The following is an 11453-nucleotide window of genomic DNA, read 5'->3' as shown; positions in this document are numbered from 1 at the left end:
TGGCAGATGTCACGCGCCAGTTTGCATAAAGATTATGTTTCTTTTAGTTTCGACCTGAATAAGAAAGCGGGTGAACCACGTTATGTTAAATCGGAAAGAAGTAATCATGCGCTATGCGGCTTGCTTAATCCTATACTTTCTGTCCGGCAGTCAAATTGTAACCGGATGGGCAGGAACCATGTGCGGGGTATTAGGCACAATTGAACTGGCTACCGCCTTACTGCGCTACTCTCCTCTGCATGAGGCTCTTAGCATGTTGCGTCCCATCAAACAGAGGGAAATTACTTTCGCTAACAACTTGAGCGTTCCCGGACATAGAGCACCATAACCCTTCATTTTGCTATAAACAGTTAAAGCGGGCGGCTCCCCTCAAGCCGTCCGCTTTGACTGTTTATAGCTGCATGTAATGTTCGGGCCCCGCACTGTGCCGAGCCCTGAGCGATCATCTTCACAGAACTGAATAAAATAAGCTTCCGGGTTGTTGCTGTCCGAATGAGATAACTTATTCTGATACACATAACCCGATCGGCATAACAGGCAATAGAAAGGCCAGCATATGCACTCTCGTGCCCGCCGGCCTTCCTACGTTGTGTAGTTGTACAAGAGAGGTGATCCTCCTTTGTTTTGTCACCCCGGTCCCAGGATACGCATTGTCTGGCAACAACTGCGGCCTGCTTCTGATTGCTAACAGTGCTCTTGACAGCAATGTCAGTCAAGCATACTGTTTACCTCGATGAGGTTTACCCGATCCTCCCACACATTCATAGTATCTCCCGGTCTAAACCGGTTACACCTCGCCTACATTGCAGTTATCTATCGGCACTTGCCTTTCCAAAAACTACATTGCGACCTCTGTGTGGAGATTTTATCCGGGCCTATTTTCTCAGTGCCATCAGAACTTCCAGGGTGTTCCAGGCTACAACTTCCTGGTAATTTTATAATAATGTAGTAATCGGATCAAAGTCAATAAAACAAGTACGTTGTGAATGCTTTCTTTTTCTTAATAGGTGATCCCTTACTGCAGCTGTTTATGCCATTCAGAGGCAAATTCGTCCTTCAACTGGCGCAAGGCCGCTTCAATGAGGCCTTTTATTTCGGTTTCACTAACGTTGAACCCGTACTGGTCTACTTGTTCGGCCAACCATGACGCCGCTTTATTAAACTTTTCTTCTCCATGCAGATCCTGGTAAGTCTGTTCTGCAAAACGGACCGCTATTAAAGCCAATGCTTTCTTATTGGTGATAGCTTCGTTAACCTGAGCCATTTTCTGCAGCCCCAGATACCTTCTAATGAGCTCCACCACCATAACAGCTATCACCGGTATCACCAGGGATAGAAAACTATAGGCCAGATTAATTAAAGCTGTGTCCATTTTACTCCCTCCTTATAATAAGTCCGTTTAAAAAACAGCTAAAGGTAGCCCTATGGCCTTGTATCGTTCTTTGGCGAAGATACTGCCTTACGCTGCGCCATGAGCTTTTCCTTTACCAGTGTACTGGTTATTTCCTGGCCAAAATATCCACCCAGGATTACTGCCATCAGATAACCGACTGCTTTTACCAGTTCCAATGCCTGGGGGTCGCCCAGAGCCTGATAACAGATATAGAAAAATCCACTGGAGAAAAATATCGCCAGGAGATCCTTAAAACTGAATTCATCTGCTCGTGAATAGAAGCTGGGAACGCAGACTTTATCGTTTAACCCGGGTTCTGCTCCGTTATTGTTCATAACCGTTTCTCCCGTCGCGCGTAGGCCACCAACTCATCCAACTTGGCTTCCTGCCGGGTCAAAGTTACTCCGATCATATTCTCCAGTCGGTTTAAGGCCTCGGTATTATTTTCGATCACCTCTGTTATCGCGACGACCGTTTTGGCCATATCGGCCTTTTCTCCTCTCTGAACCCACAAACCGATCATCTGGGCAAACAGATAAACCAAGCCCGCCACTGCGAAAAAGGCGATACCGTATTCTGCTAATGACTCACCCGGCACGTTCTGCCACCACCTTTCATAATTACCAGCTATCCATCTTCTTTAATAAAATATTCTTTGTTTTAGTTATTGGTGCCAATAATGGATTAATTGGAGGTTTTATCCTTTATAATGGTATTAAGTCATCTGTTTCCAATTAAAGAAGCGATGATTTGCTTTAAACAGGCCGGACGATGGGCATGAGGTCCTTATTGAAGGCACATATTAAATATGAGGCTTAAAAGCGAGGTATTATTATTTGATAGACACTGCAATGATTTACGCTATTCTGAAAATTGCACTGGCTCTGTTGCTGGTTGTTCTCAACGGTATTTTTGTGGCTGCCGAGTTTGCCTTTGTCAAAGTGCGTCCCACCAGGCTGGCTCAGCTGGCTGAGGAGGGCAACCGCCAGGCCAGGCTGGCCAAGGATTGTATCGACAAACTGGATGCTTATCTGTCAGTCAGCCAGCTGGGAATCACTCTGGCCAGTCTGGGTTTGGGCTGGTTGGGAGAACCGGCGGTGGCCGCCCTGCTGACCCCGGTATTATATAAATGGGGGCTTATTTCACCGGCTCTGGCTCACACGATCAGTTTTGTGGTCTCTTTCGGATTTATAACCTTTTTACATGTGGTGTTCGGGGAATTGGCCCCCAAATCACTGGCGATACAAAGGGCCGAGTCCCTTTCTTTATGGCTGGCTTTACCGATGCGGGTGTTTTACACCCTTTTCTACCCGGCGGTGTTGCTGCTCAATGGAACCGCCAACCAGACCTTGCGCCTGATGGGTATTCAGTTGAGCAGCGAGGCCGAAATGACCCACAGCGGTGAAGAATTGCGCATGATCATCGCCGAGAGTTTCAGAGGCGGGCAGATCAACGAGAATGAACAGGAGCTTTTACAGAATGTATTTCTGTTTGAGGAGACTACTGCTGAGGAAATCATGGTACCCCGGACTGAAGTGGTATTTCTGGACACCCGCCTGGAGTTGAAAGAGAATATTGAGATAGCACGGCAGACTCAGCATACCCGTTATCCCCTTTGCGAAGGCAGTCCCGACCGGGTGGTCGGTCTGGTCCACATCAAGGACCTGCTCTATATGGATCCGGACACAGCCAGCATTCAGGATATATCCCGGCCGATCATGTATGTTCCGGAATTTATGCCCCTGGATCGCTTGCTGACTGACTTCCAGAAAAATCACCAGCATCTCGCCGCGGTGATTGACGAATATGGAGGCACCTCTGGTATCGTGACCATGGATAATGTTCTGGAGGTTCTGGTGGGGGATATTCAGGATGAGTTCGATGCTGAAGAGCCTGAGGTGGTCAAGCAGGCCGACGGCACCTACCTGGTCAGCGGGCGTATGCATATCGATGATGCCGCTGGTAGATTTCACCTCGGGGTGACCGATGATGAATCCTACAATACCCTGGCCGGCTTCATACTGGAACGCCTGGGCCGCTACCCACAGGTAGGCGACTGCATCGGGTTGGAGAACGTAAGTCTGGAAGTTGTAGAAATGCTGGATAACAGCATTAGAAAAGTAAAGATTTATCCACACAAAAAAAACCAGCCTAAACCGGATAGAGCCAAACAGACTGGTTAACGCCGTGACCTCAGTTCGGCAAAAACGTCGCTCAATTCTACTCCCTGCTCCACCAGCAGGACCAGGAGATGGTATATTAAATCTGCGGCTTCGTATACTACTTCGGTTTTTTCCCGGTTTTTGGCGGCGATGATGACCTCGGCGCTTTCCTCGCCGATCTTTTTGAGGATTTTATCCAGACCTTTACTGAACAGATAGCTGGTATAGGAGTTTTCCGGCATGGTAAGCTGCCGTTCGCGAATCACGTCAATTAATTCAAAAAGCACTCCGGGGCCTTCCAAACCAGGGCGAAACCATTCCTCCACATTAAAAACCTGGGATAACACTTCTTCTCCCTCAATATTGCGGTAGAAGCAGCTATAATGCCCGGTATGGCAAGCCGCGCCGATCTGACGGACTGTTATCAACAGGCAATCCTGATCGCAGTCAAAGAGGATTTCTTCGACCTCCTGTACATGGCCGGAAGTCTCGCCCTTCATCCATAAACGCTGCCGGCTGCGGGAGAAGAACCAGGTTTTTCCCGTATCCAAGGTCTTCTGCAGGGCGGTTTCGTTCATATAGGCCACCATTAACACCTGACCGGTTGTGGCGTCCTGAATCACGGCCGGCACCAGGCCGCCTTGTTTTTCAAAGTTGATCTGCTCAATCATTTCGTACTGCAACTCCTTTGTCCCTCAAGAATTGTTTGGCCTCTCTTATGGTATATTCACGATAGTGAAAAATGGAAGCGCATAACACCGCATCGGCGTGTCCGTCATGCACGGCCTCGTAAAGGTGCTCCAGATTGCCGGCGCCCCCCGAAGCGATGACCGGTATCCCGGCATGGTCGCTGATGGCGGCTGTCAATTCCAGGTCATAACCGTCCTTGGTGCCGTCTTTATCCATGCTGGTCAGGAGGATCTCTCCAGCGCCAAGGGCTTCAACCTGTCTGGCCCATTGCAGCGCATCCATCCCGGTCGGTATTTTACCGCCGTTGATGAAGACCTCCCAGCCTTCCGCCTCGCTGCGGCGGCGGGCATCGATGGCCACCACTATGCACTGGCTGCCAAAACGCCGCGCCCCATCTGAAATCAGACCCGGATCGCGTACTGCGGCCGAATTGATCGACACCTTATCAGCTCCGGCCGTCAGCAGGCTGCGTATATCATCGATACTGCTGATGCCGCCGCCCACGGCAAAGGGGATAAACACCTCCCGGGCGGTATTCCTGACCACTTCAATCATGGTTTTGCGCTGTTCATGGGAAGCACTGATGTCCAGGAAAACCAGTTCATCGGCGCCTTCCTTATCATAGAAGGCGGCTAACTTGACCGGATCACCGGCATCCCGCAGGTCAACGAAGTTTATGCCTTTAACCACCCTGCCCTGGTGAACATCAAGACAGGGGATAATCCTTTTTGCCAGCATCTCCAATCCCCCTCTAAGCGCCTGCCCTGGCCAGAGCCAGCGCCTGGCCCAGATCCAGTTTGCCGTCATATAAAGCCTTGCCTACTATGGCGCCATCCATTCCCCAAGGGGTCAGGGCCTGCAGGGCCTTGATATTTTCCAGACTGGAAACGCCCCCGGAAGCGATGATACGCAGCCCGGTCTGTTCCAGCATGATTCTGATGGCCTCTACATTAGGGCCGTTAAGCTTTCCGTCCCGGCTGATGTCGGTATAGACCGCAGTGCGAATACCCAGGGCATGCATGCTTTGACCGAATTCCACCGCATCGAGATCAGAGACTTGAACCCAGCCCTGCACCGCCACCTTGCCATCCCGGGCGTCTATTCCCAGGACGATGCGTTCCGGACCGAACCTATCCAATAATTCCTTAACGAAATCGGGACTGGTCACAGCCCTGGTTCCAATAATAACCCGCGCTGCCCCCAGACTCAGGGTCTGCTCCACATCCTTTATGCCGCGCAGGCCGCCGCCCACCTGAAAAGGGATTTCAACCCCTGCAGCAACAGCCCGGATGGCAGCCCGGTTCTTAGGCAGGCCTTCAAAAGCCCCATCCAGGTCGACTATATGCAGATAGCCTGCTCCAGCCGCCTGAAAATCCCGGGCTACCTGCCCGGGGTCGCTGGAATAAACTGTTTTTTGATCGGCTCGCCCCTCAACCAAGCGAACACAGTGGCCATCTTTCAAGTCGATGGCCGGATATATCATCATCACTCTAAACCTCCGCTGCCAGTCATTATTATATCTGAACAGCCCTGCCGGCCTTCCCTTAATCCGCAATAAGAAGACCTCCGGCCGGGGTTGTTTATTACCGCTACAGCCGGGCGAAATTATGTAAAAGTCTCAAGCCCAATTCCCCGGATTTCTCGGGATGAAACTGGGTTGCGAACAGGTTATGGTGCTCCAGGGCGCATACAAAATCGTAGCCGTACTGACAGTAGGCTCCCACCCATTTGGGCTCCCCGGGATTAACATGGTAAGAGTGCACAAAATAGAAATGGCTATCGGCGTCGATACCCGCAAACAACCTGCTGTCAGCAACCGGTTCGACTTGATTCCACCCCATATGCGGCACCTTGTAACTGGAGGGCAATTGAAAGCGCGTAACCCGCCCGGGAACCAGGTTCAAACCCTGATGCACCCCATTTTCTTCGCTTACTTCGCAAAACAGCTGCATCCCCAAACAGATGCCCAGCAATGGCACCTCCCGGGCTGCCACCTCTTTGAGCGCATCAGCCAGCCCTTTGCCGGTGAGGTTTGCCATGGCATCCTCAAAAGCCCCTACACCGGGCAGGATCACTTTGGAAGCCCCCATCACCTTGCCGGGTTCGCTGCTGATTTCCGAGTTGTAGCCCAACTTGTGCAGGGCATTCTGCACACTGCCCAGATTGCCCATGCCGTAATCGATTATCGTTATCAAAGTCTCATCCCCTGTAGAATATACGCCGATTATTACAGTTTGCCTTTAGTAGACCAGACCCCTTCTATTCGGGGTTCGCGGGTTATAGCGGCTTTAAATGCACGGGCAAAAGCCTTGAAAACCGCTTCGATTATATGATGGCTGTTGGACCCGCGGATAAGGTCAATATGTATATTCATGCCGGCGTGGTTGGCTACCGCGCGAAAGAACTCGGCCACGTTTTCAGTGGCAAAAGGTCCAATCTGGGACCGGTTCAGGCTTACATCATAGACCAGGCAGGCCCGCCCCGAAAGATCCAGAACCACCCTCACCAGGGCTTCATCCATAGGCACGGTCGCTTCCCCGTAACGGTTGATGCCCTGTTTGGCGCCGATAGCCTGGGCGATGGCCTGCCCCAGACAAATTCCTATATCCTCCACCGAGTGATGATCGTCCACTTCCAGATCGCCACGGGCTGCCACCTTCAGGTCGCACAGGCTGTGGGCTGCAAAAAGGGTCAGCATATGGCTGAAAAAGGGAATTTCTGTATCCACCTGATGCTTGCCGGTTCCATCCAGCTCCAATTGCAGCAAAATCTCGGTTTCGCTGGTTTTTCTCAACACTTCGGCCGACCTGACAGTTTCCATAATCAATCACTACCTTTCCTCACCCTTACCGAATTGGCATGTGCCGTCAGTCCCTCAACTGTGGCCAGTTTAATAATGTGGTCGGCATCTTCTTGGATACCCTGGCGGGAGTAGTATATCAAGCTGGAAGTCTTGGTAAATGTATCGACTGTCACCGGGGAGTAAAAGCGCGCTGTACCTCCGGTGGGCAGTATGTGGTTGGGCCCGGCAAAATAATCGCCTACCGGCTCCGGGGTATACTTGCCCATAAATATTGCTCCCGCATGATGTATCAGGCTGATCAGATCAAAAGGAGCCTCAACCATCAATTCCAGATGCTCGGGAGCGATGAGATTGGCGACTTCACAGGCTTCCTGGATATCGTGGGTGATGATAAACGCCCCGTTTCTCTCCAGCGCCTCCAGTATCATGTCACGCCGCGACAGTTTCATCACCTGCCGCTCCAACTCTGATTCCACTTTATCCAGCAGGGCGGCATCCGGTGTGACCAGAATGCTGCGAGCCAGAACATCATGCTCGGCTTGCGACATGAGGTCGGCGGCCACATAGGCCGGGTCGGCCTGCTGGTCAGCTATGATGAGAATCTCACTGGGTCCGGCCAGCATGTCTATATTTACATCCCCATAGACCATCTTCTTGGCCAGGGTTACATAGATGTTGCCGGGGCCGCTGATGAGATCGACCTTGGGCACCTTCCCGGTTCCCCAGGCCAGAGCGAAAATAGCCTGAGCGCCCCCCATTTTGTAGACTTCTTCCAGACCCAGCTCATAGGCCGCCACCAGGGTATAGGGGTTCATTTTCCCCTTGCTGTCCGGAGGACTGACCATGGCAATTTGGGGCACACCGGCCACCTGGGCCGGAATGGCGTTCATTAACACCGAGGAAGGGTAGGCGGCGGTTCCGCCTGGAACATATATACCAACCCGCTGCAGAGGGCGGTGCAATTGTCCCAAAATATTGCCGCGTTCATCCGGTTCCATCCAGGAGTTCTTCAACTGGCGATTGTGGAAGGCGGTGATATTATCGATGGCATTGCGGATCGCATTAAGATATTCATCATCTACCAGATCATAGGCCTCATCGAATTCATCTTCACTGACCAGCATATTGGACTCGTCTACCGGGCCGTCGAAGCGGCAAGTATACTCTAATACGGCCTGATCCCCCCGAGCCTTGATCTGCTCTGCAATGGCCCTGACCTGTTCTTCGTAACCCTGCAGACTTTCTTCGCCGGCTGCCAAAAATTGCCGCAGGGTTTCGTCTTGCGCTGTGATCCGTTTAATTTTCATTAATTATTACCACCTTTCACCAGGGTTTGCAGTTTATCAATCAAGGGTTGAATCAGCTCATATTTGGTGCGATAACTGACCCGGTTGCAGATTAAACGGGTAGTTGAATCCATTATCTTTACCAGTTCAATTAGGTTGTTCTCACGCAGGGTGCGGCCCGTGGAAACGATGTCCACGATCATATCCGAGAGCCCCATCAGAGGGGCCAGTTCTATGTTGCCGTGCAATTCAATAATCTCTACCTGCAGCCCCTGCTGGCGGAAAAACCGTTCCGCTGTCACCGGGAATTTGGTGGCTACCCGTTTGTAATTGAGGTCGGCGAGTTTGGCCGAGCGCATGGCTTCCGGCACCGCCACCACAAAGCGGCAGTAACCGTACTGCAGATCAACCATCTCGAAAATATCTTTACCCTGCTCCACGATTACGTCTTTTCCCACGATACCAAGGTCCGCAGCCCCTTGTTCCACATAAGTGGGCACATCGGTGGGACGGCACATAATATATCTGATCATGGGCTCTTCAAAGTCGAACACCATGCTGCGGCTGTCTTCGTTTACACCCTCGGCGGGCAGCCCGGCTTTTCCAAAAAGGGCCACCGTAGGTTTCAACAAAGTGCCCTTTGATAAAGCAATCGTTAGGTACTGCTGTTCCAAGTTAATCCCCCCGTCCTGATGTCACTTCTAAACAGTCCTGGTCATGGAGGTACTCCAGGCTCCAGTTTTCCCTGGACTCGACCACCTCGCGGAGGGTTTCCCGGCTGCGCCCCAGTACATCCATCTCAACCACAAACCCGGCCTGGCGCAGTTCTCCGCAACGTTTCAAGACCTGCCCCGGATCAGTTCCACCCACCAGATAATGATGGGGCTCCGGCTCACGGCATTTCAAGACCAGGGCCAAACGGTCAATTCCCACCGCAAAACCGGTAGCCGGGCAGGAAAAGCCGAATTGCTCCAATAAACGGTCATAGCGGCCCCCTCCCAGGAGACCATAGCCTAAATCCGGAGAATAACCCTCAAAAACCAATCCGGTATAATAGTCCAGGCGGCGCAGCACACCGAGATCGATCACAATATCATCCAGCACCCCGTAGTGTCCCAGGGCATCATAGACCTGCAGCAATTCTTGAACCGCAGCTGAAGCCGCCCGGTTCCGTTCTATATAGGGAATGCGTTTTATGACCTCCAGCCCGCCATGAAGAACAGGCAGGCTGGCGATGGCCTCTTTCAATCCGTCCTCTACCCGCATATTTTCCAGGATCCGGTTCAGCTCCACCAGGTCTTTGCTCTCTACCAGGGTACGGATCTGTTCGCGCTCTGCGCTTGATAAGGCTTTATCATCCAGCAAGGCATTAAAAATCCCTATCTGGTTTATACTGATTTTAAACCGGGTCAGACCCAGGTCGCGCAAGAGGCGGACCGCGATATTGATGATCTCGGCGTCCGCCCAGGGTCCGGGCGCCCCTAACAGTTCAAGCCCGGCCTGCCAGTACTCGCGGTACTGGGCCAGGTGGGGCTGCACGTGGCGAAATACATTGCTGATATAAAACAGGCGCTGGGGCAGCTGCACTTCCCGAAGATGGGTTGAGGCCAGTCTGGCGATAGAACCCGTCACCTCAGGCCGAAGTGAGAGAATGCCCCCTTCGCGATCCATGAAAAGGAACAATTCCCCGCGTATATTTTTACCGGCGCCGCTTTCAATCACCTCCAGGAATTCAAAGGTGGGAGTGATAACCTCTTGATAGCCGTAACTGCTAAATAAGCGGGCCGCTTTCTTTTCAATATTTCTTTTTACCTTGACCTCGTCGGGCAGCATGTCACGCAAACCCTTGGGAACGTCTCTGTTTTTCATAGCTGTCTCCTCGTGTTGCGGATGTATATGCAATATCCTGTTTTATCTATAATAATTTGGCGTCATTTATCATCAGCTCAAACTCACATCCCAGATATTCCGCCGCCCTTCTGCTCATTAACATTTTGGTCAGAAAGATCTCGAAGTACTCCATTACTGATGTAACTTCGATGTCGATGCTTATTTTCAGACTGATAATCTTTTTTTGCGCATCAACTTCGAGATGTGAGTCGGTAACCGCGTAATTGACCCGGTCCCGGGGTGTGAAAGCGGCAAAGTCGCGTTTTCTCACCCGGGAGCGTTTTACGTCGGACTTGTCAGCCAGAATCAATGCTGCGGCGATATTGTTTACGCTCCTGCCTCCGGCGTGTTCTTCATGATTGCCGATGGCTCCCATGATGATGGCGATCTCTTCAGGGTCCATGCCCATATCCAGGAGAATGCGAAAGGCCATCAAAGCCCCCGACATGCCATGTCCATATCGATTGATAAGATTGCCTATATCATGCAGATAACCGGCAATTGCCGCCAATTCCGCCTGGCGCTGCGGAAAACCCAGTTTGGTCAGAATATCATGACTCAGTTGAGAAACCAACTCGGCATGATTGACACTATGTTCAATGGCGCCGATGGCGCCGATATAATCATTGCCCACCAGCATATAACGCTGTACGGCCTGATTGTTTTTGACGTCTTCCAGGGTGATCACTACGGGCTAGCCTCCCCATTCTTTTTTTAGCTTTTCAGCCTGGGCCGCAGCCTTGGTGCCTTCAGGGATACTGTTTAATAACTCCAGGGCCTGTTGGCGCTGTCCGGCCTGGTTGAGCTGCTCTGCCTGCGACAGCGTCTGGGCGGCATGGGCCTCTTTCTCGGCCTGGGCGATACGTTTATTCATATCCTGGGTTCGGCCCAGGGCCTCCAAATCCCGGTAGCGCTGTATAGCTTCCTCATACCGTCCCTGGCCTTGCAGGTCGCTGCCCTCTATTACGATACGGCGCACTTCTATGCGCTGCGGCAGGGTGTACAGCATAACAATATATCCGCAGCCGATAACCGCCAGCAGCAAGAGGGCCGCCAGGTGCGGCAGAGAACCACGGCGCTGCTTGACCATGTACCCCAGAACAAATACAAAAGGTACACCCAGCATAAAGGTAGTCTTGAGAAACTCGCGGGTGGGAAGAAAGAACAGCATCCCCACCCCGATTAGCAATACGGCCCAGCGTAATGCGATCTGTCTGGACCAGACCACG

At 51.8% G+C, this 11453-nt stretch carries 15 protein-coding genes; 2 read left to right on the top strand and 13 right to left on the bottom strand.

Features of this window, described 5'->3' with window-relative positions; genetic code table 11:
• The first annotated feature begins 82 nt into the window (after positions 1–82).
• Positions 83–328 carry a hypothetical protein gene (locus tag B3W37_RS06940; RefSeq protein ID WP_483170797.1) on the top strand — a complete coding sequence of 82 codons (246 nt, stop codon included), beginning with the start codon at positions 83–85 and terminating at the stop codon, positions 326–328.
• A gap of 687 nt (positions 329–1015) precedes the next feature.
• On the opposite strand, the gene B3W37_RS06935 is transcribed toward B3W37_RS06940, so the two are convergent.
• From B3W37_RS06935 to B3W37_RS06925, 3 genes are read right to left on the bottom strand one after another with little or no spacing between them, the layout of a single operon-like run.
• Positions 1016–1372: a phage holin gene (locus B3W37_RS06935; protein ID WP_483170795.1), complete on the bottom strand. Its 357-nt coding sequence runs from the start codon at positions 1370–1372 to the stop codon at positions 1016–1018.
• Between the two features lie 50 nt (positions 1373–1422).
• Positions 1423–1728, bottom strand: coding sequence for a hypothetical protein (locus tag B3W37_RS06930; protein WP_483170794.1), 306 nt, complete (start codon positions 1726–1728; stop codon positions 1423–1425).
• Positions 1725–1991: a hypothetical protein gene (locus B3W37_RS06925; RefSeq protein WP_483170793.1), complete on the bottom strand. Its 267-nt coding sequence runs from the start codon at positions 1989–1991 to the stop codon at positions 1725–1727. Before B3W37_RS06925 ends, B3W37_RS06930 begins: the two co-directional genes overlap by 4 nt.
• 253 nt (positions 1992–2244) lie before the next feature.
• On the opposite strand from B3W37_RS06925, the gene B3W37_RS06920 reads away from it, so the two are divergent.
• A complete protein-coding gene (locus tag B3W37_RS06920) occupies positions 2245–3576 on the top strand; it encodes a hemolysin family protein (RefSeq protein ID WP_483175170.1) in 1332 nt (443 codons plus the stop codon).
• Here B3W37_RS06920 and hisIE read toward each other — a convergent pair.
• The 10 genes from hisIE to B3W37_RS06870 all read right to left on the bottom strand — a co-directional run bounded on the left by hisIE (position 3573) and on the right by B3W37_RS06870 (position 11452).
• Positions 3573–4226, bottom strand: coding sequence for a bifunctional phosphoribosyl-AMP cyclohydrolase/phosphoribosyl-ATP diphosphatase HisIE (gene hisIE / locus B3W37_RS06915; RefSeq protein WP_483170790.1), 654 nt, complete (start codon positions 4224–4226; stop codon positions 3573–3575). The two genes, B3W37_RS06920 and hisIE, sit on opposite strands and share 4 nt — an antisense overlap.
• On the bottom strand, positions 4219–4983 hold the full coding sequence (gene hisF / locus B3W37_RS06910; RefSeq protein WP_483170789.1) for an imidazole glycerol phosphate synthase subunit HisF: 765 nt from the start codon (positions 4981–4983) through the stop codon (positions 4219–4221). The genes hisIE and hisF overlap by 8 nt, the downstream gene beginning before the upstream one ends.
• Positions 4984–4996: 13 nt before the next feature.
• Positions 4997–5731: a 1-(5-phosphoribosyl)-5-[(5-phosphoribosylamino)methylideneamino]imidazole-4-carboxamide isomerase gene (gene hisA / locus B3W37_RS06905; RefSeq protein ID WP_483170788.1), complete on the bottom strand. Its 735-nt coding sequence runs from the start codon at positions 5729–5731 to the stop codon at positions 4997–4999.
• A 103-nt stretch (positions 5732–5834) separates the two neighbouring features.
• On the bottom strand, positions 5835–6440 hold the full coding sequence (gene hisH, locus B3W37_RS06900) for an imidazole glycerol phosphate synthase subunit HisH (RefSeq protein ID WP_483170787.1): 606 nt from the start codon (positions 6438–6440) through the stop codon (positions 5835–5837).
• A gap of 32 nt (positions 6441–6472) precedes the next feature.
• On the bottom strand, positions 6473–7066 hold the full coding sequence (gene hisB / locus B3W37_RS06895; protein ID WP_483170786.1) for an imidazoleglycerol-phosphate dehydratase HisB: 594 nt from the start codon (positions 7064–7066) through the stop codon (positions 6473–6475).
• Between the two features lie 2 nt (positions 7067–7068).
• Positions 7069–8355 (bottom strand): histidinol dehydrogenase, encoded by a 1287-nt coding sequence (gene hisD / locus B3W37_RS06890; protein WP_483170785.1) that lies wholly within the window; start codon positions 8353–8355, stop codon positions 7069–7071.
• A complete protein-coding gene (gene hisG, locus B3W37_RS06885; protein WP_483170784.1) occupies positions 8355–9008 on the bottom strand; it encodes an ATP phosphoribosyltransferase in 654 nt (217 codons plus the stop codon). The genes hisD and hisG overlap by 1 nt, the downstream gene beginning before the upstream one ends.
• A 1-nt stretch (position 9009) precedes the next feature.
• Complete coding sequence (gene hisZ / locus B3W37_RS06880) at positions 9010–10203, bottom strand: ATP phosphoribosyltransferase regulatory subunit (protein ID WP_483175168.1); 1194 nt, start codon at positions 10201–10203, stop codon at positions 9010–9012.
• 46 nt (positions 10204–10249) lie between these two features.
• Entirely contained in the window at positions 10250–10912 is a 663-nt protein-coding gene (locus B3W37_RS06875) for an HD domain-containing protein (protein ID WP_483170781.1), read from the bottom strand.
• A gap of 6 nt (positions 10913–10918) precedes the next feature.
• Positions 10919–11452, bottom strand: a complete 534-nt coding sequence (locus tag B3W37_RS06870) for a hypothetical protein (protein ID WP_483175167.1) — start codon at positions 11450–11452, stop codon at positions 10919–10921.
• Position 11453 lies beyond the last annotated feature (1 nt).

The organism is Syntrophomonas sp. UBA5494 (assembly GCF_002426325.1).
This window is presented reverse-complemented; position numbering and strand designations above follow the sequence as displayed.

Coding starts and splice junctions, on each gene's coding strand:
- hisA (WP_483170788.1), bottom strand. CDS start 5,731: ATGATGATATATCCGGCCATCGACTTGAAAGATGGCCACTGTGTTCGC.
- B3W37_RS06940 (WP_483170797.1), top strand. CDS start 83: ATGTTAAATCGGAAAGAAGTAATCATGCGCTATGCGGCTTGCTTAATC.
- hisB (WP_483170786.1), bottom strand. CDS start 7,066: ATGGAAACTGTCAGGTCGGCCGAAGTGTTGAGAAAAACCAGCGAAACC.
- B3W37_RS06920 (WP_483175170.1), top strand. CDS start 2,245: ATGATTTACGCTATTCTGAAAATTGCACTGGCTCTGTTGCTGGTTGTT.
- hisZ (WP_483175168.1), bottom strand. CDS start 10,203: ATGAAAAACAGAGACGTTCCCAAGGGTTTGCGTGACATGCTGCCCGAC.
- hisF (WP_483170789.1), bottom strand. CDS start 4,983: ATGCTGGCAAAAAGGATTATCCCCTGTCTTGATGTTCACCAGGGCAGG.
- hisIE (WP_483170790.1), bottom strand. CDS start 4,226: ATGATTGAGCAGATCAACTTTGAAAAACAAGGCGGCCTGGTGCCGGCC.
- B3W37_RS06930 (WP_483170794.1), bottom strand. CDS start 1,728: ATGAACAATAACGGAGCAGAACCCGGGTTAAACGATAAAGTCTGCGTT.
- B3W37_RS06935 (WP_483170795.1), bottom strand. CDS start 1,372: ATGGACACAGCTTTAATTAATCTGGCCTATAGTTTTCTATCCCTGGTG.
- hisD (WP_483170785.1), bottom strand. CDS start 8,355: ATGAAAATTAAACGGATCACAGCGCAAGACGAAACCCTGCGGCAATTT.